This window comes from Marinobacterium jannaschii DSM 6295, assembly GCF_000620085.1.
GTDB lineage: Bacteria > Pseudomonadota > Gammaproteobacteria > Pseudomonadales > Balneatricaceae > Pontibacterium > Pontibacterium jannaschii.
Genome location: NZ_JHVJ01000007.1, coordinates 198,733 through 217,179 on the forward strand (window position 1 = coordinate 198,733; position 18,447 = coordinate 217,179).

An 18,447-nucleotide genomic window follows, 5' to 3' on the forward strand; every position below is an offset into this window, starting at 1 on the left:
GCCTTTCAGGCCCGTCACTGCAGATAGGTGGAAAACGGCCTTACTTGTAGTAAGCGTTTTCGGTCTGAGAGTGATCGGTGACGTCGCGTACTGCGACCAGAGAGTCAATCCGTTCTACCAGGGTTTTCTCTACCCCATCCTTCAACGTCATATCGACTGCGCTACAGCCCTGGCAACCACCACCAAAGCGAAGTACGGCAATAGAGCCCTGTTCCTCTTCAATAACTTCGATCAGGGAAACTTCACCACCGTGGGAAGCCAGCCCCGGATTGATCTCAGAATAGAGGATATAGTTGATCTGATCGGCCAGAGGACTGTCTGCGGAAACCTTCGGCATTTTCGCATTCGGCGCCTTAATGGTCAGCTGCCCGCCCATACGGTCTTCAGAGAAGTCGATTGTCGCTTCTTCAAGATAAGGCAGACTGTTGCGCTCGACATAGACCCGGATCTTACTCAGATCGTTGCACTCATCATCTTCCACCACCTCTTCCGGGCGACAGTAGGCCAGACAGGTTTCAGCGTAAGGCGTACCCGGCTGGGTGACGAAGACCCGCACTGCAATGCCTTCTACGTCCTGCTTGGACAGCAGATCAGCAAGATATATTTCGGCGCCTTCTGTAACGGTAATGTTCATATGGATATTGTCCTGTCAGACTCGTTTTTGTCCTGCCTGCAGCATACACGGAATCTAATTCCCAGTAAATTGGTCAGCTATTAAACAAAAGCCAACGAATGGCCTTTCTGATAGACTCTGCGCCTTCTTCAGGACCGGCTGTATCTGCATAGTGAAACGTTACAGGACTATCTTCTCACTGGGTTTACCCATAATCGGCGGGATGCTGTCCCAAAGCGTCATTAATCTGATCGATACCGCGATGGTCGGTTCACTGGGTGAAGCCTCACTTGCCGCCGTCGGCCTGGCCAGCTATCTCAATTTTGTTGCGGTCAGCTTCGTCCTCGGCCTGTCTTCAGCGGTACAGTCGCTGGTCGCCCGACGCCGGGGCCAGCAGCGCTTTGCTGAGATGGCCGTACCGGTTAACAGCGGGCTGCTGCTGTCGCTGCTTTTCGCCCTCCCCCTGTCACTGCTACTGATCCAGCTCTCTGCGCCGCTGACGGCATTGCTGAATCAGGATGAGGCGGTACTGGATATTGCCGAGCAATATCTCGACTATCGGCTGCTGGGGCTGACGGCAATCGCCATGAACCTTTCTCTGCGGGGATGGTGGAACGGCACCCTCAGACCGGGGGTCTATTTACGCACGCTACTGGTGTCTCACTTGCTGAACGTTGCCATCAGCTACTGCCTGATTTTTGGCAAACTGGGCCTGCCCGCGATGGGTGCCGCCGGTGCAGGACTCGGTACTGCGCTGGCCCTTATGCTGGGCGCCGGTATCAATCTGGTGCTGGTCTGGCGGGATGGCAATCAGCAGCGCCTGCTGCGCTTTCAGGGATCGGTCCGGCGCTCTGTCGCCACAGTGCTACGACAGAGCATCCCCCATTCGACCCAGCAGGTGTTTTTTTCTGCGGCACTGATGGTGCTGTTCTGGATTATCGGCAAACTGGGCAGTGACGAGCAGGCGATTGCTCATGTGCTGATCAATCTGGCTCTGTTCCTTATCCTTCCGGCCGTCGGTATCGGCGTGGCAGCAACTTCGCTGGTCAGCGAAGCTCTGGGGAGCGGCGATACCCGGCGAGCCCGGCAGACCGGCTGGGACGCTGTGAACACAGCACTGATGCTGCTACTACTCCTGAGCCTGCCCATGTGGCTGATCCCTGAAGCGCTACTGGGATTATTCCTGCACTCGGCGTCACTGGTAGAACAGGCAGCACCTCTGCTACAGATCACCGGCCTGGCAATCTGCCTGGATTGTGCTGCCCTGGTGCTGACACAGGCCTTGCTGGGTGCCGGGGCGAACCGCCTGGTTATGTTTATTACGACCAGCGGTCAATGGTGTTTTTATCTGCCTCTGGCCTGGCTTGCCGGGCCACAGTTTGGCTGGGGACTGACCGGGATCTGGATAGTACAGCTGATCCACCGCTGCCTGTCGTCGGTCGCCTTCATCTATATCTGGGCCAGGGGAGACTGGAGTAACATCAGGATATAGCAAAGCGGCATAAGGACAGGGCTCTGCCAATCAATGCCAAAGATCGCCTCGGGCTTCCGACGCCAAGCTTTGATAGACTTAGAAATCTGGATGAGGCCTCACAATTAGAATCACACCAGCTTGGCAAGTGATCAGATTCCCCATAATCGGATAGTTTTTCGGGCGCATTGATGGAAGAGCACAACCTGGTTTTTTCGTTTTTTCTGATTTTCACCGGTGCAGCCGTTCTGGCATCGGTCGCACTCTATACCCGCCAGCCACTGCTGGTCGCTTATATAGTCCTGGGGGCCATACTGGGGCCTTACGGTATGGAGCTGGTCACCGACACCCGGCTGCTCTCTGAGATCTCCCATATCGGGATCATTTTCCTGCTGTTCCTGCTCGGTCTCGATATGCAGCCATCGCACCTGGTGCATATGCTGAAAAAGGCTACCCTGGTCGCCGTGGGAAGCTCGGCAGTGTTTCTCGCACTGGGCTACGGTGTTGGTATTGGGTTTGGCTATACCCAAACAGAGTCACTGATTATCGGTGCCGCCCTGATGTTCTCCAGTACCATTATCGGTATCAAGCTGCTGCCGACAACCGTACTGCATCACCGCCACACCGGTGAACTGGTGGTGGGCCTGCTGCTGTTGCAGGATGTGATTGCCATTATCGTGTTGCTGTTCCTTTCCAGCGGAGATAACGGTGACAGCGGTCCGTCCTGGATGATCTATCTGAAGACATTGTTTGCACTGCCGCTCATCATCATCAGCGCCTTCGCCTTCGTTAAATATGTTCTGCTTAAGCTGATTCTGCGCTTCGACCGCTTCCATGAGTATATCTTCCTGCTGGCAATCGGCTGGTGCCTGGGCCTGGCAGAGATCGCACAACTGATGGGACTGTCGGCCGAAATGGGCGCTTTTACCGCAGGCGTGGCATTGGCAACCAGCCCAATATCACAGTACATCGCCACCAGCCTGAAGCCATTGCGTGACTTCTTCCTGATTCTGTTTTTCTTCTCGATCGGAGCCAGCTTCAACCTCGGACTGGTTGAACAGATACTACTGCCATCGATCATTCTGGCGATGCTGGTGCTGAGCCTGAAACCGGTGATCTTCCGTTACCTGCTCAGCAGTATCTCGGAGTCGCCAAAGCTGGCCTGGGAGGTAGGGTTTCGTCTGGGACAGATCAGTGAGTTCTCACTGCTAATCGCCTATATCTCCACCAGCGCCCTGCTGATTGGTGAAGAGGCATCGCATGTTATCCAGGCGACTGCCATTCTGACCTTCCTGCTGTCAACCTACGTGGTGATCTTCAACTACCCGTCGCCTATCGCTGCGTCGGACCGGTTACGCCGGGATTGATACGGTCACCTGCTGGCAACAGGCTCAAGGCGGCAGCCAATGCGGCAACCGCCCTGCCCGTTAATCAGTAGGCGCTGCGATTGCGTTGCTGCCACATCTGTTCAGCCTGGTGCAGCCGCTGCGTGTCGCTGTCATCCCCTCCGCGCAGCAGCTTAAGCGCCAGTGCCAGGGTTGAGACAATCGCCTTTTCACCGTAGGGATGATCCGACTCACCGCGCCAGAGCTTAATCAGCGCCGCAGGGTCCAGTGCTTTCTCATTAAGGAAGCGCCGTTCCACGATCCGCGGCCACTCCTCTTCACTGGCCTCCCCCGCAATGATCCACTGCAGAGTGCTCTCACCATCCGGCTTTGCCTCGGCTTCGCCGCCATCTCCCTTGATAATCAGGTTCCGCTGCATACCCAGAATCTGGGCCGCTTTCTGGCGCATCGGGCCGTAAGGCGGATGGAAGACACCGGCAATGCTGCACTCGCTGTCGAGCGGATTCAGAATCCGGCAAAGCGTATGCACCGGCGAGCGCAGCCCCATAATGGAACGCAACTGAATAATCTCACCCAGCGGTGCACAGAGCTGGTCGATCGACATATAGGCAAAGTTACGCTGCTGCAGCTGCTCAGCGACCTGCCGCCAGTCGTCACAGGTGGTAAGGCCGAACATCGATAGCATATCTTCCGAATACAACCGTGAAGGCGTATGCCCCCGGGCTCCGTGCATAAAGATGCGATAGCCATTCTCTGCAAGGCATAGGGCAACCAGCAAAAACCAGGGATGACGACGCTTCTTACCGGAATAGCAGGACCAGTCCAGATCGGCAGTAAGATCCTGCGGCGCGCTGTAACGTTCTCGCACCGCTTCGGCAAAGCCGGCCAGTTCCTGGGGTTCTTCCTCTTTGACCCGCAGCAGCATCATAAAAGCCCCCAGCTGCTCCGGCTCCACCTGATCATCCAGTATCATGCCCATTGCATCCCGGGCTTCCTCCCGGTTTAGGGAACGACTTCCCTGCTTGCCTTTACCTAAGATACGCACATAGGGCGCGAACGGATGCTCCTGACTCATAGACCTGCCTTATTGATTACACTAGAGTTAGCGTCCTCACTATACACCGATCCGCCACCTGCGATGAAATACCAGCTCAACCTGTTCTTTAACGCCCTGACCTTTTACAGCCGCCTGCCCGCTCCGGGATGGGTCGAGTATTCCGATCGTAACCTGCAACGCAGCGCCCCCTATATCAGCTGGGTCGGTTTGCTGATCGGCGCCCTTGCCGCCTTCAGTTACTGGCTCAGCACCCGGGTACTGCCAGAGGATATCGCCATCGTGCTGTCGATGATGGTGACGCTCTGGGCCACTGGTGCTTTTCATGAAGACGGCCTGGCAGACTGCGTTGACGGCCTGGGAGGCGGCTGGACTACGGAGCGGGTCCTGGAGATTATGAAGGATTCCAGGGTGGGCAGTTATGGCGTCATTGCCCTGATCATCGCGCTGCTGATGAAATTTCAGGCCCTGAGCCATATCAGCCTACTTATTCCTGTACTGCTGCTGAGCCATTGCCTGAGCCGTTTTATCGCCCTCAGCCTGATGTACACCGAACCCTATGTCCGCAGTCACGACAGTAAGGCCGGGCGAGCCACCACAACACCGGATACAGTGACTCTGTTGACCGCGTTGCTGCCGGTAGCCTTCTGTTTTCTGCTATTACAATGGCAGGCTCTGCTGGTGCTGGCACCACTGCTGCTGCTACGCCAGTGGCTGGTCGGGCTTTTCCGCCGCCGGATCGGGGGCTACACCGGGGATTGCCTCGGAGCCTGCCAGCAACTAAGCGAGATCCTGATCTACCTGTTTTTCTGCCTGCCCTGGTTTCTAGTCCCTGCCGGCAGCTGATAGAATGCGCCGCTTGTTATTCCGGAGTCTCCCATGAAGCGAAGTCGAGTGCAGTTTGGCCGCCCCAAGAAAGCCAGCCCTAAAAACATCACCAGCGAACCCTTTCAGCTGGATATTGACGGGCTGAGCCACGAGGGACGAGGCATCGGCCGCCATAACGGCAAGACCTGCTTCGTCACTAATGCGCTGCCTGGGGAGACGGTTATGGCCCGGATCACCCAGACGCACCGCCGCTACGATGAGGCGGAATGCATCGAGGTGATCACCGCCTCAGCGGATCGCATCGACCCGGTTTGCGCGTACTATGGCACCTGCGGCGGCTGTAACCTGCAGCACCTCAAACATGACGCTCAGATTGAAGCGAAACAGGCGCTTGTACTGGATCAGCTGAACCGGCTCGGCAAAGTATCGCCGCTGGAGATTGAGCCCGCCATTGAGTCAACAACGCTGCACTACCGGCGCAGTGCCCGGGTCGGCATCAACCAGCTGCAGCGGGATGGCAGCCCGATTGTCGGCTTCCGTCGCCGCAACAGCAGCAAGCTGGTCCAGATAGACCAGTGTCCGGTGTTACTGCCAGCTGCGGAACGGTTACTGCAGGCGTTGCCGCAGCTACTGGCTCAGAGTGACAATTTCAAGGGCATCACCCACGCGGAAATCACTCTGGGTGACAGAGAATACGCCCTGACCCTGCGCATCAAGCAATCCCCCTCTCCGGCACTGATCGAAAGTATCAGGGTCAAGGCGGAAGCTCTGGGCTTCCGCCTCTATATCGATAACGGTAACAGCACCACGGCAGTGGCAGCAGAGGCAGAACTCAGCTACCAGCTCACCGATCCGGCGCAAACGCTCAGCTTTCGCCCTGGCGATTTCCTGCAGGTCAACGCCGAGGTCAATAAGGCCATGATCAGCCGGGCGATCCAGTGGCTCGCCCCGACGGCAGAGGACCGCATACTGGATCTGTTTTGTGGCATCGGCAACTTCACCCTGCCACTGGCAGCCAGAGCAGGGGCTGTTGTCGGCGTCGAAGGCAGTGCCGAGATGGTACAGCGCGCCACGGACAATGCCGAAAACAACAGTCTGGGCAACTGCAGCTTCTATCGGGCAGACCTCAGTACCGACCTGAGCCGGCACGACTGGTACCAACAGGGATTTACCAAGATCCTGCTTGATCCGCCGCGCACCGGTGCCCTGGAAGCGATCCGCCAGCTCGCGCACTACAATGCCCGCGAGCTGCTTTACGTATCCTGTAATCCCGCCGCGCTGGCAAGGGACGCGGCCGAGCTGGCTGCACTGGGGTATGTGATGGAGAAGTTCTGCGTCATGGACATGTTTCCGCAAACAGCCCATGTTGAGTCTCTGGCCCTGTTCCGGAAAGCCCGATGACGATAGAAGTGCTATACAGCGACAGCTCGCTGGTGGTGGTTAACAAACCCTGCGACATGCTTTCGGTGCCGGGACGCGGGCCTGATAAACAGGACTGCCTGATTAAGCGGATTCAGCAACAGTTTCCCACCGCGCGCATCGTACACCGGCTGGACTACGCCACCTCCGGCGTGATGGTACTGGCCCTGAGTGCAGCCAGCCATCGCGCCCTGAGCATCGCATTTCAGAATCGCCAGACGGACAAGGCCTATCAGGCGGTCGTCGCCGGCGAAGTCCGGGAAAGCCATGGCGAGATTGAACTGCCATTGATCTGTGACTGGGAAAAGCGGCCATTACAAAAGGTCTGTTACGAGCACGGTAAGGCAGCTCTGACCCGCTGGCAACGCCTGGATAGTGAAGCGGGCAATAGTCGCCTGAAGCTTATCCCGGTTACCGGTCGTTCACACCAGCTCAGGGTTCATAGCCTGGAGATGGGGCACCCGATCATTGGCGATCGCTTCTATGCACCGCCGGAGATCCAGCAGCAAAGCCCCCGCCTGTTGCTTCATGCCGAGTACCTGCAGTTTCCGCACCCGGACAGCGGTGAAGCAATATCGATTGAAGCGCCCTGTCCGTTTTAGGCCTCTGTTGCGGACAGGACGAGACCGGCCTCCCGCACAGTGTAGCCGCCGCGGTTAGTTGACCTGGCGGATCGCCTCCCCGTTAAAAAAGGCGCTGATATTCTCCGCAGTCTGCGCCACTATGCGCTCCCGAGCCTGACGGCTGCCCCAGGCACTGTGCGGCGTGATAATCAGGTTGGGAATATCTGCGGCCAGCAACGGATTACCATTGCGAGGTGGCTCCTCGGTCAGTACATCAGTCGCAGCCCCCGCCAGATGCCCCCTGCGCAATGCATCAGCCAGCGCCTCCTCATTTACCACACCACCGCGGGCGGCATTTACAATAAAGCTGCCGGGCTTCATGCGGGCGATGGCATCGGCATCAATGATATCGGCAGTTTCCGGTGTCAGCGGGCAGTGCAGGCTCAGCACATCGACCTGTGGCAGCAATGTATCCAGCGGCACGCGGCCGTCCTGTGCCGCCCCGCCCGGACGCTGCGCCACCAGCACTTCCATCCCGAAGGCTTCAGCGATACGCGCTACCCCCTGCCCCAGATTCCCAAACCCGATGATGCCCAGTTTCCGCCCTGCCAGTTCCTGCACCGGAAAGCTCAGCAGACAGAACTGGGACGCCCTGCCCCAGTCGCCGTTCCTGACCGCCTGGTCATAACTGATCAGATTGGTGTGTAGCGCCAGCATCATCGAGAAAACGTGCTGCACGACGGAATCAACACCGTAGGCAACGCAGTTCGCGACTTTAATACCCCTTTCGCTGGCCGCCTGGAGATCAATATTGTTGGTGCCGGTCGCCACTACACAGATCAGCTTCAGGTTTGAGGCTTGCTGTATCGCTTCGGCACTGATCTTCACCTTGTTGGTAATCACCACATCATAGCCGGCAAGACGCTGCGGCAACTCTTCAGCTGTCGTCGCCATCCAGCTGTCAAGCTGGTCAAACTGAGAGGATATGGCTGAAAGGTCGAGATCTTCCAGGCTTTCCAGGTCAAGTATTACGGCTTTCATTTCGAGCACTCCATCGACAACGATGAGGACAGCGCCGCACATGTGCTGGCACACTGCCCCGAATAGTAAAATGCCGGGCAACGGCCCGGCATCATCAACGCCTAAAACAGCAATCTCAGCTCTGTGGAAGGTTTTCCTTAATATCCCAGAGAATCTCTTCAGCAATCACTTCCGGCGCTTTCAGGCCCTGATCATTCAGGATACTCAGGAATACCCCGGTGCGCGTGCGATTAAGCTTCAGCTGATAACGGCCAGTGAATTCGTAGGCATCGGTTTCCTGGTTATAGCTGCCCTTATTGCTATCCTCTTCACCGAAAACATAGACAACCCGGTTACCCAACCAGATCTTAAAGCCTTCGGCTTCCTGCAACCTTTTCTGGCTGGCCGCCTCTTCATCCAGCACCTCTGCTTCCGGTGCCTGAGCATCAGTGGCATTTGCGCTGTAGTAAACTTTCTCGCCGTCTTCATTTTCAGACTCGAAGCCCAGCGCCTCCGTCAGCCCTGAAGTCGCAACTTTTATGTCGCCACGGTCAGAGTGCAGCCACTCAAAAAAGCCCATCTCGCTGGTTTTCTCGGCCGGTGTCGAGGAGACATAAGAGAGATAGAACAGTCCCTTAGACTGATCCCGGGTGCCAACATCAATCTGCGCGGAATCCAGCGCGCTGTCGACCAGAGACCAGGCCAGGTCAGCATTGGCATCGATCTTCAGGACAGGATTACCGCGTGCGTCACGCCCAAACTGGAAGCTGCCAGGCTTCTTGCTCTGCAAGGCAACCATGCTGGTACCGCTTTGCTGAGTCGACTTACTCAGATATCGCAGCATCTCGTACATCATCTCGGTCTTATAACCAAGATCCTTGGCATCCTTACCCCAGTTTACCTGCGGAGATTCCTCCGCTGCACTCGCCCGATAATGCTGCATGCGGATAAAGGTACGCTCGGCATCACCCGGATAAGGCTTCAGGGTCACCCGGAGCTTATCCTTAAAGTCATTGTTAATATCGCGGAAGGTCAGACGCTTGGCCCAGGTCTCGACCATGCCAGGCTCTTTTCCTTTGGTATCGATCCATTCGGTTTCCATGGCGCGAATGACCGGATCGGTCTTTGCCAGTTTCACATCATTAAACTGCCAGAAGTCCCGTAGCGCACTCCAGACCTGGTCTGCCGGCTCATCCACAACGATCATCCGTTCGCCATCCTGACGCTTCAGATTCACCTTCTCGCTGCTTCCGTCGGCGTAGAAGAATTCCGGTCTGGGCACCTGATATTCCTCACCAGTACGCGATGCCGTAATATCGATCGGCGGTACCTTCAGCTGCTCTTTCATCGAGCGGCTCTGCAGATGTGGCGGGATCTCCAACCGCTTACTCTCACGCTCTGCCTCATAGTCCTGAGACCGGTCACGAATATAGCCGCTGTCACCATACACCGGGTTATTATCCAGCAGACTACAGCCCGATACCGAAGCACAGGCCAGCAGGGTCAGAGATACAACCTTCTTCATTTTAACGAGTCACCAAATTGGGGGAAGTTTTAAACACCGGATGCTTTAAGTGCTGCGCGTACTTCATCATGGTACTGCTCAGCCAGTACTGTCAGCGGCAGGCGGATACCATAGTCGATCAGTTGCATATCAGCCATCAGCCACTTAACCGGAATCGGGTTGGACTCCATAAACAGCTTTTCGTGCAATGGCATCAACCGATTATTCATCAGCTCAGCCGCTTCACTTTCGCCATTACGGGCTATCGCACAAAGCTGGGCCATCTCGGCCGGTGCCACGTTAGCGGTGACCGAGATATTACCAGCGCCACCGGCCAGCATCAGCTGATAGGCGGTCGGGTCATCTCCGGAGTAGACAGCAAAGTCCTCAGGGGCGGCGGCAATCAGCGCCTTACCGCGCACCACGTCGCCGGTAGCATCTTTAATGCCGACAATGTTATCGATTTCAGCCAGTCGCAGCACGGTATGGTTATCCATATCGCAGGCGGTGCGCCCCGGGACATTGTAGAGAATCTGCGGTACGTCGACAGCTTCGGCGATCGTCCTGAAGTGCTGGTACATACCTTCCTGGGTTGGCTTATTGTAGTAAGGCACGACCAGAAGGCAGGCATCAGCCCCAGCTTGCTTCGCTTCGGCAGTAAGATGAATGGCCTCAGCGGTTGAATTCGCACCGGTACCGGCAATCACCGGGATACGTCCGGCTACACGTTCGACGACCGCCCGGATCACCTGACAATGCTCTGTCGGATCCAGCGTGGCCGATTCACCCGTGGTACCCACTGCCACAATCGAATCAGTACCCTTCTCCAGATGAAGGTCGACAATCTTGTTCAGTGCGTCCCAATCAACGCTGCCATCGGTTTTCATCGGCGTCACAAGCGCAACAAGGCTGCCAGTAATCATTACGTATCTCCATCATGCAAATGCCAGGGCAGAAGGCCCTATGAATACCTGTTTTTTCAGCTATTTACCAGCGAAAGCTCGGCCTGATACGGGATCAACATCAAGGCCTTTAAATCCGCTTTGCATTTGTTATCGTATAAAGGGAGATCATTCTAAACGATTTCTCCAAGCATTGAGTAGCGCTCAGCCTTTGACAGCACAGGAAGCAAGATGACATCTGTAACTCTCGACCACCCAGTACCGGACTTTACCGCCCAGGCCACCAGCGAAACTGAAGTACGCCTGTCGGAGCTGAAAGGCAAAAACGTGGTAATTTACTTCTATCCCAAAGACAGCACGCCGGGTTGCACAACCGAAGGCCAGAACTTTCGGGATCTCTACAGCGAATTCCAGGCGCTGGATACCGAAATTTTTGGCGTCTCACGCGACAAAATCCGTTCCCATGAAAACTTCAAGGCAAAGCAGTCCTTTCTGTTCGAGCTGATTACCGATCCGGAAGAGGAGCTGTGCAAACTGTTTGACGTTATCAAACTGAAGAAGATGTACGGTCGCGAATCCCTCGGTGTCGAACGATCGACTTTCCTGATCGATAAGGAAGGCATTCTGCGACAGGAGTGGCGCAAGGTAAAAGTAAAAGAACACGTCAACGAAGTGCTGGAAGCGGTTCGCTCACTCTGACCGCCTGTAACGGACGCATTAAAAAGCCAGCATCGTTGCTGGCTTTTTTATTCAGATCCGGGGCGCTGTCAGGCAGACGGCGCCACCACCCCGCCGCCTTTCGGCCAGGCATTGAGAATCGCCTTAATCAGGGTCGCCAGCGGAATTGCAAAGAAGACTCCCCAGAACCCCCAGAGCCCGCCAAAGAACAATACCGCTACAATAATCGCCACCGGATGCAGGTTAACCGCCTCAGAAAACAGCAGCGGCACCAGTACATTCCCATCCAGTGCCTGAATAACCGCATAAACGATCATAAGCCAGAGGAACTCATTGCCCCAGCCCCACTGGAAGAAAGCGATCAGCGCCACCGGGAGCGTCACCAGCGCCGCACCAATGTAGGGGATCAGGACCGACAGACCGACCATGATTCCCAGCAGTGCAGCATAATTAATCCCCAGAAACACAAAGGCGATATAGGTGACCCCGCCAACGATCACGATCTCGATTACTTTTCCGCGGATGTAGTTCGCGATCTGGTCATCCATCTCATTCCAGATCTTGGTCATCATATCCCGTTTTTCCGGCAGGAAAGAGAGCCACCAGCCTGCCAGCATCCGCCCGTCCTTAAGGAAGAAAAACACCAGTATCGGCACCAGTACCAGATACACCAGCAACGTCATCACACCGGTAATTGAGTTCAGAGAGAATGTCAGCACCCACTGACCTGCCTGGGTCAGCTCACTGGCAGCCTGGTTAAACAGCTCGTTCACCTGAGATGCGGAGATCAGCTCCGGATAGCGCTGCGGCAACCACAGCAGCAACTGCTGTACCTGAGAGAGAATCCCCGGCAACTCATTAAACAGATTGCCCAGCTGTCGCCAGGCCAGGGGCATTACAAACAGTAGTATCGCCAGCAGGACACTGACAAAACCAACGAACACCACCGCCACTGCGGCCAGATGTGGCATCCGGCGTTCTTTCAACCAGACTACCGCCCCATCCATCAGAAATGCCAGAATCACCCCGGCGAACACCGGCGCCAGCGTCTGACCAAGCGTCAGGATAACCAGTAAAGCCACGCCCAACAGCACGAAAAACAGCAGTGCTTCTTCGTCAGAAAAATAGCGTTCAATCCATTTACTGAAAATCTCGCGCATTACAACTCCTTAACGCCTGTTAACCACGACGGATAATATAGACATAGGGTTCATTCTCGGTGAATGAATCCAGCATCTCGTGGTCAGACTGATCGGTATACACCTTAAAATCACGCACAGAACCGCCGTCTGTGGCGATCAGTTTCAGTACCTGCCCAGGCAGCATTTTGTTCAGAGCCTGTTTCGCCTTCAATAAAGGCAATGGACAATTTAATCCTGAAGCATCTAGCTCCAGATCGATCTTATAATCAGACATTAACTAAACTTAACACTCAGAAGGTTGTCGTCATGGTGTGAGTTCCGCACTATATACTAAAAGACCCTACTTGAGCACTGCAGAGGGAAACTGTCTTATTCCTATGCGACCAATGATGAACAGAATCGGAAGCTACCTCAGCTCCGCCGCGCTTTGCATCAGCCTGACACTATCAGCACCAGCCGGGGCTGCATCCCATTACGGCGATGAGCTGGGCGACCAGATGCGGGTACAGTTCTTTGATGAGAACATTGCTAGGCTGTTTCGCGGCTCCGTACCGATCAGCCAGGACCCTTTCGTTACCAGTTATCTGGAAGAGGTGCTCTGGTTTATGGCCCCCTTCAGCCAGCTGGAAGATCCGCAACTGGAACTGATTGTGGTGGATACCCCGATCCTGAACGCCTTCGCTGCCCCGGGCGGCATTATCGGCATCCACACAGGCCTTTTACTCTATGCCGAACACGAGGACGAACTGGCCTCTGTCGTAGCACACGAGCTGGCCCACCTTAGCCAGCGCCACTATGAACAGAGCCGGGAACAGCAGGCACGCAATCAGCCACTGCTGATAGCCGGCGTCATCGCCAGCATGATCGCAGCATCGGCCAGCGGAGACGCCGCCACTGCGGGTATAACGTCCAGTCTGGCACTGGCAGAGCAGTCCCGCCTCAGCTTCAGCCGACAACACGAAAAAGAGGCAGATCATATTGGCATGCAGAGCCTGTCGGCCTCCGGATTTGATCCCTTTGCCATGCCCCGGATGTTCCAGCGCATGCAGCATGCTGCACGCTTTGGACAGAAGCCACCGGAGTTTTTACTGACCCACCCGGTTACCGAGAGCAGGATTGCCGACTCACAATCAAGGGCCGAGCAGCTGGGCAAGGGCAGCCGGGAACCACGTTCAGAAGACTTTTACCTGATGCGGGCACGTATCCAGGCTGACAATAGCAACAACCAGCAGCTGTTGAACCAGGCCCTTAAGGCATTGCAGAAGACCCCCGGCCTGATCAATCGCTATAGTGCCGCGGTTGCAGCCCTGGGACTGAATGACTTCGACCAGGCGCGTAAACTGGCCTCAGCATTTACACCAGAACAACGCCAGAACCCCACCATCGGCCTGCTTGAAGCAGAAATCGACCTGGCCACAGAGCAATACCAGTCAGCCCGCCAGCGAATTGAGCAGGTCCTTCAGTACAGCCCGCGGAGCTACGCCGCCAGAATGCTGCAGGGACAGGCACTGACAGGACTTGGCATGGCAGGAGACGCCGTCGAGGTATACCGCGAGCTGGCCCTGGAACGCCCCCATGACCCTAATATTCAGTTTCAGCTGGCCGAGACAGAAGGCCTGACCGGCAATACTGCCGGGGTTCACCTGGCACGTATAGAGTACTTCCTGCTGACCGGACAGATTGATATGGCGCTAAGGCAGGTTGAATTCGGGTTACGTACCAAGCGCCTGAATGATATCGACAAAGCTCGCTTTGAACGCTATCGCGAAGAAGCCGAACAGATCCGCCGGGAACTGGATGAAATGTTCTGAAGGATCTCTTCTCTGACACAAAAAAGCCAGTGACTGTTTGCACAGCCACCGGCTTTTTCAGCAATCGCTGAAGCAAGCGATAAATCAGTTGTTCAGGCTGGCCGAGAAATCCAGCATACGCTGCAGAGGACGACGCGCCTGATCGATCAGCTGATCACTGACAAAGATCTCATCGGTACCATTTTCCAGCGCGTTCAGGACGTTCTCCAGGCCATTCATCGCCATCCACGGACAGTGTGCACAGCTACGGCAAGTCGCGCTGTTACCGCCGGTTGGAGCCTCTAAAAACTCTTTCCCCGGTGCAGCCTGCTGCATCTTATAGAAGATCGCACGGTCAGTCGCGACGATAAAGCGCTTGTTCGGCAACGTCTGTGCCGCCTTAATGATCTGCGTCGTCGAACCAACAGCATCCGCAATCTCAACCACGGAAGCAGGAGACTCGGGGTGCACCAACACAGCCGCATCAGGGTAAACCTGCTTGAGATCCAGAATGCCCTTAGCTTTAAACTCTTCGTGAACGATACAGGCGCCATCCCACATCAGCATCTCAACACCGGTTTGCTGCTGGACGTAGGAACCCAGGTGCTTATCCGGAGCCCAGATGATCTTCTTACCCTGCTCAGCCAGATGCTCTGCTACCTGGAGTGCAATACTGGAAGTCACCACCCAGTCCGCACGGGCTTTCACGGCTGCAGAGGTGTTCGCGTATACCACGACTTCATGATCCGGATGAGCATCACAGAAGGCACTAAACTCATCGATCGGACAGCCAATATCCAGAGAACAGGTCGCCTCCAGCGTCGGCATCAGGATGCGCTTCTCCGGACTGAGAATTTTTGCAGTTTCGCCCATAAAGCGAACGCCGGCGACAATCAGCGTGGAAGCCTCGTGGTTTGCACCAAAACGGGCCATCTCCAGTGAATCGGAAACACAGCCACCGGTCTCATCCGCCAGTTCCTGCAGAATGCCTTCAGTGTAGTAGTGAGCGACCAGACAGGCATCCTTCTCCTTAAGAAGCTGCTTGATGCGCGCTTTATAGTCCGCGACCTGATCCGCAGTCATATCCAGAGGCAGGTGCTCTTTGGCGAAATGCTCCTGAACCAGAATCCGGTCAGAGATATCCTGTTTATTTAACATAGGTGCAAATAGTTTTTATAAATGAAGCAATTAGCGTATCCGGCTTAACGCGGGAACCACAACCACCAACCGCAGGTGGCGCAACTAAGATTCTACCACAGCCAGGTCAAATACTGATGACCATTTTTAATAGCCAAGCGTCTGATCAGAAACGAAAAAAGGAGCAACAAGTGCTCCTTTTTCAGAATTGGTGGGTCGTATAGGATTCGAACCTATGACCAATTGGTTAAAAGCCAACTGCTCTACCGACTGAGCTAACGACCCATAGTGTATCGGGAAGTGGTGGGTCGTATAGGATTCGAACCTATGACCAATTGGTTAAAAGCCAACTGCTCTACCGACTGAGCTAACGACCCGCCCCGATGGAGTGCGTATATTACGGATCTCCCGAAAAAACACAACCCCGAATTTCAATTATTTTTGACTATATCTCGTTGGATCAGGCACACCCGCATCTGCAAAGCCTTTCGCCCGTAAAATACAGCTATCACAGTGCCCGCAGGCCCCACCATCGTCATCCGCCTGGTAGCAGGAAACCGTATTGGCATAATCCACATTCAGGCGATTACCCTCTTCGATAATCTGCGCTTTGGTCAGGTCGATCAATGGGGTTTCGATCGTGGTGCGGTTGCCTTCGATGCCCGCCTTGGTGGCCAGGTTAGCCATAGTCTCAAAGGCCTGAATATACTCCGCCCGACAATCAGGATAGCCTGAGTAATCAACAGCATTGACACCGATAAAGATCGCCCTGGCACCCAGCACTTCAGCCCAGCCCAGCGCCAACGACATAAACACCGTATTGCGTGCAGGCACATAAGTAACCGGCACTCCCTCATCGTCATCTTCCGACACATCTTCGGGTACATCGATGCTGTGATCAGTCAGCGCCGATCCACCGAAATCCTCCAGATGGAGACGAATAACACGATGCTCGGCAACGCCGACCTGAGCAGCAATATTGCGGGCAGCATTCAACTCGGTCAGCGAGCGCTGTCCATAGTCAAAGCTGAGAACATAGCATTCATAACCGCGGTCTTTGGCTATTGCCAGCGCCGTTGCCGAGTCAAGGCCGCCCGACAACAACACAACCGCTTTTTCGAGTGGTTGATTCATTCAGTTCAGAGGAAGTTTATTAGGATGGACTAACGTCTCTGCTCTTTCACCAGACCCGCCACATCGGAGTCAGGGTGATTAGTCAGTACATAGTCAAAATACTTATTGGATTGCGCAGTATCCTTAAGCTCACGATAGATCACGCCAAGCTTATAGGCCGCATGCGCCGCCTTGCTGTGATCCGGATACTGATTCAGGACCAGCGCGAATGATTCACGTGCCTTTTCAAGCACCTGCTGTGCAAGATACACCTCACCCAGCCAGTAATGGGCATTTGCCATTCGCGGGCTTTTTGGATAGTCCCGAACAAACGCGGAGAAGGACTCAACGGCCCCGTCAAAATCACGCGAACGCACTTTAGCAAATGCTTCACGGTAAGCCTGCAAATCAGAGACGCCCGGAGCGGGCTGCGGAGTGCCTGATACGGCCTGACCGTTTGCTGCAGCCGCTGCAGAAACAGCCGACTGAGCTGATGCTGAACCTACATTGCCGCCGTCAATCTGAGAACCCGGACCATTGCCCGCAGTCGCGGTATTTCCGGCTGCAGCCGCACCTGTCATCAAAGCAGAAACCCGCCGATCGAGATCCCGATAACGGTCCTTCTGATCAGCCTCCATCCGCTTCAACTTGAAATTAAGTTCTTCTACCTGTCCACGCAGAAAGCGGATCTCGTCCTGTAACTGCTGCACAAGCAATACCGTCTGACTGTCATTTCCCCGCAGAGAAACGCCATTGGGACGATTCACAACTACGCCATCACCAGCCCGCTTCGCCCCGGTATCAATTTCAATCACCGGAGGCTGCTGGGCCAGGGCAGCAGCACTGGAAAATACCAGTGCTGCTACAGCTGTTCGCTTCAAGACAACCATCGCTTAGCGGCTGTACTTCAGCTCAACGCGACGGTTTTCAGCCCAGGACTGGTCGTTGTGACCCAGCACTGCAGGCTTCTCTTCGCCGTAGCTGATTGTTTCGATCTGAGAAGCAGATACACCGTTTACCATCATTACGCGGGCAACAGCCTTAGCACGACGCTCGCCCAGGGCGATGTTGTATTCACGGGTACCGCGCTCATCTGCGTGACCTTCCAGGCGCACACCAACTGCCGGGTTAGCGGCCAGGAACTGAGCGTGACGCTCCAGATCAGCCAGGCCCTGAGCCTGTACTGAAGACTTGTCAAAGTCGAAGTAGAAGACGGTCTGCAGGTTAGCTACGTTCTGCAAATCCTGAGCAGCCTGCTGAGCTGCACGCTCGGCAGCAGCTGCTGCAGCGGCAGCCGCATCATCTGCACCCCGGGATACACCCGTATCGGTAGCACCCTGAGTAGAAGCTGTATCGACTGCACCTTCAGCACCCGCATCGGTTTTGCTGCCTGAAGTACTACAACCGGCGACCCATGCCATGGACAGCGCCAGCGCAACAGCTTTGGTTACATTGGAAGCACGCATTAAAAACTCCTGTTTCTATCCTGAAATTGGGCCTTGCCGGCTCAAATTTATGTTTTTCCTTTGAAAACAATGAGGCATAAGTTAATTCCTGCCCTGACTTATTGCAAGACGGAAAATCATGTTTAACTGCAGCTTCATCTATTGCAAGGCCCGAAAGCCACCTTTTCTGGGGTGGTTTCATCTTTAAAAGGCATTCCGGCGACAATACGCAGCATCGATAAATGCCTGCGCCTGCCACTCGGCAATCCCACCATTACCGTTCCGTACCTCCACTCTACCCCTCAGCAGAGCATCCCAGAGGCGAATTCTACGGACTTTAGAACTCACCTTCAACGGACCAGTGATGGCCCGCTTAAGTGACCACTCACTCGCCAACTAAGTTCCATGAGATTTAAAATTAT

At 55.2% G+C, this 18,447-nt stretch carries 18 protein-coding genes and 2 tRNA genes; 7 read left to right on the top strand and 13 right to left on the bottom strand.

The genetic code is table 11. The features are described from left to right. Positions 1 to 40 precede the first annotated feature (40 nt). Positions 41 to 634 carry a Fe-S biogenesis protein NfuA gene (gene nfuA, locus Q354_RS0107255; RefSeq protein WP_027857027.1) on the bottom strand — a complete coding sequence of 198 codons (594 nt, stop codon included), beginning with the start codon at positions 632 to 634 and terminating at the stop codon, positions 41 to 43. Between the two features lie 151 nt (positions 635 to 785). Between nfuA and Q354_RS0107260 the strand changes: the two genes are divergently transcribed. Continuing rightward, positions 786 to 2,105, top strand: coding sequence for an MATE family efflux transporter (locus Q354_RS0107260; RefSeq protein WP_322786140.1), 1,320 nt, complete (start codon positions 786 to 788; stop codon positions 2,103 to 2,105). Positions 2,106 to 2,275: 170 nt separating this feature from the next. Continuing rightward, positions 2,276 to 3,451, top strand: coding sequence for a cation:proton antiporter domain-containing protein (locus Q354_RS0107265; RefSeq protein WP_027857029.1), 1,176 nt, complete (start codon positions 2,276 to 2,278; stop codon positions 3,449 to 3,451). Between the two features lie 64 nt (positions 3,452 to 3,515). On the opposite strand, the gene Q354_RS0107270 is transcribed toward Q354_RS0107265, so the two are convergent. Continuing rightward, positions 3,516 to 4,505 carry a glycosyl transferase family protein gene (locus Q354_RS0107270; protein ID WP_027857030.1) on the bottom strand — a complete coding sequence of 330 codons (990 nt, stop codon included), beginning with the start codon at positions 4,503 to 4,505 and terminating at the stop codon, positions 3,516 to 3,518. Between the two features lie 63 nt (positions 4,506 to 4,568). On the opposite strand from Q354_RS0107270, the gene Q354_RS24935 reads away from it, so the two are divergent. The 3 genes from Q354_RS24935 to Q354_RS0107285 are packed head-to-tail and all read left to right on the top strand — an operon-like array spanning position 4,569 to position 7,333. Next, entirely contained in the window at positions 4,569 to 5,330 is a 762-nt protein-coding gene (locus tag Q354_RS24935; RefSeq protein WP_036228881.1) for an adenosylcobinamide-GDP ribazoletransferase, read from the top strand. Positions 5,331 to 5,363: 33 nt separating this feature from the next. Continuing rightward, positions 5,364 to 6,713: a 23S rRNA (uracil(1939)-C(5))-methyltransferase RlmD gene (gene rlmD, locus Q354_RS0107280; RefSeq protein WP_027857031.1), complete on the top strand. Its 1,350-nt coding sequence runs from the start codon at positions 5,364 to 5,366 to the stop codon at positions 6,711 to 6,713. Continuing rightward, positions 6,710 to 7,333: a pseudouridine synthase gene (locus Q354_RS0107285; protein WP_027857032.1), complete on the top strand. Its 624-nt coding sequence runs from the start codon at positions 6,710 to 6,712 to the stop codon at positions 7,331 to 7,333. Before rlmD ends, Q354_RS0107285 begins: the two co-directional genes overlap by 4 nt. Before the next feature lie 54 nt (positions 7,334 to 7,387). Here Q354_RS0107285 and Q354_RS0107290 read toward each other — a convergent pair whose 3' ends face one another. The 3 genes from Q354_RS0107290 to dapA form a co-directional block, all read right to left on the bottom strand. Continuing rightward, complete coding sequence (locus tag Q354_RS0107290; protein ID WP_027857033.1) at positions 7,388 to 8,335, bottom strand: 2-hydroxyacid dehydrogenase; 948 nt, start codon at positions 8,333 to 8,335, stop codon at positions 7,388 to 7,390. Between the two features lie 115 nt (positions 8,336 to 8,450). Then, positions 8,451 to 9,839 carry an outer membrane protein assembly factor BamC gene (bamC, locus tag Q354_RS0107295; protein ID WP_027857034.1) on the bottom strand — a complete coding sequence of 463 codons (1,389 nt, stop codon included), beginning with the start codon at positions 9,837 to 9,839 and terminating at the stop codon, positions 8,451 to 8,453. 29 nt (positions 9,840 to 9,868) lie between these two features. Beyond that, entirely contained in the window at positions 9,869 to 10,741 is an 873-nt protein-coding gene (dapA, locus tag Q354_RS0107300) for a 4-hydroxy-tetrahydrodipicolinate synthase (RefSeq protein WP_027857035.1), read from the bottom strand. A gap of 210 nt (positions 10,742 to 10,951) precedes the next feature. Here dapA and Q354_RS0107305 point away from each other — a divergent pair, with 210 nt between their 5' ends. Then, on the top strand, positions 10,952 to 11,419 hold the full coding sequence (locus Q354_RS0107305) for a peroxiredoxin (protein WP_027857036.1): 468 nt from the start codon (positions 10,952 to 10,954) through the stop codon (positions 11,417 to 11,419). 68 nt (positions 11,420 to 11,487) lie between these two features. On the opposite strand, the gene Q354_RS0107310 is transcribed toward Q354_RS0107305, so the two are convergent. Continuing rightward, positions 11,488 to 12,558 (bottom strand): AI-2E family transporter, encoded by a 1,071-nt coding sequence (locus Q354_RS0107310; protein WP_027857037.1) that lies wholly within the window; start codon positions 12,556 to 12,558, stop codon positions 11,488 to 11,490. A 19-nt stretch (positions 12,559 to 12,577) separates the two neighbouring features. Next, the gene (locus Q354_RS0107315) at positions 12,578 to 12,814 is read right to left on the bottom strand and encodes a sulfurtransferase TusA family protein (RefSeq protein ID WP_027857038.1); all 237 of its coding nucleotides are present in this window, start codon (positions 12,812 to 12,814) and stop codon (positions 12,578 to 12,580) included. 115 nt (positions 12,815 to 12,929) lie between these two features. On the opposite strand from Q354_RS0107315, the gene Q354_RS24940 reads away from it, so the two are divergent. Continuing rightward, a complete protein-coding gene (locus Q354_RS24940; RefSeq protein WP_169828866.1) occupies positions 12,930 to 14,351 on the top strand; it encodes a M48 family metalloprotease in 1,422 nt (473 codons plus the stop codon). Between the two features lie 84 nt (positions 14,352 to 14,435). On the opposite strand, the gene nadA is transcribed toward Q354_RS24940, so the two are convergent. The 6 genes from nadA to pal form a co-directional block, all read right to left on the bottom strand. Next, positions 14,436 to 15,488: a quinolinate synthase NadA gene (gene nadA, locus Q354_RS0107325; RefSeq protein WP_027857039.1), complete on the bottom strand. Its 1,053-nt coding sequence runs from the start codon at positions 15,486 to 15,488 to the stop codon at positions 14,436 to 14,438. A gap of 188 nt (positions 15,489 to 15,676) precedes the next feature. Beyond that, positions 15,677 to 15,752, bottom strand: a tRNA-Lys gene (locus Q354_RS0107330). Positions 15,753 to 15,768: 16 nt separating this feature from the next. After that, a tRNA-Lys gene (locus tag Q354_RS0107335) sits at positions 15,769 to 15,844 on the bottom strand. Positions 15,845 to 15,902: 58 nt separating this feature from the next. Beyond that, positions 15,903 to 16,601: a 7-cyano-7-deazaguanine synthase QueC gene (gene queC / locus Q354_RS0107340; protein WP_027857040.1), complete on the bottom strand. Its 699-nt coding sequence runs from the start codon at positions 16,599 to 16,601 to the stop codon at positions 15,903 to 15,905. 29 nt (positions 16,602 to 16,630) lie between these two features. Beyond that, positions 16,631 to 17,461, bottom strand: coding sequence for a tol-pal system protein YbgF (ybgF, locus tag Q354_RS0107345; RefSeq protein WP_169828867.1), 831 nt, complete (start codon positions 17,459 to 17,461; stop codon positions 16,631 to 16,633). Between the two features lie 12 nt (positions 17,462 to 17,473). Beyond that, a complete protein-coding gene (gene pal, locus Q354_RS0107350) occupies positions 17,474 to 18,046 on the bottom strand; it encodes a peptidoglycan-associated lipoprotein Pal (protein ID WP_027857042.1) in 573 nt (190 codons plus the stop codon). Between the last annotated feature and the right edge of the window lie 401 nt (positions 18,047 to 18,447).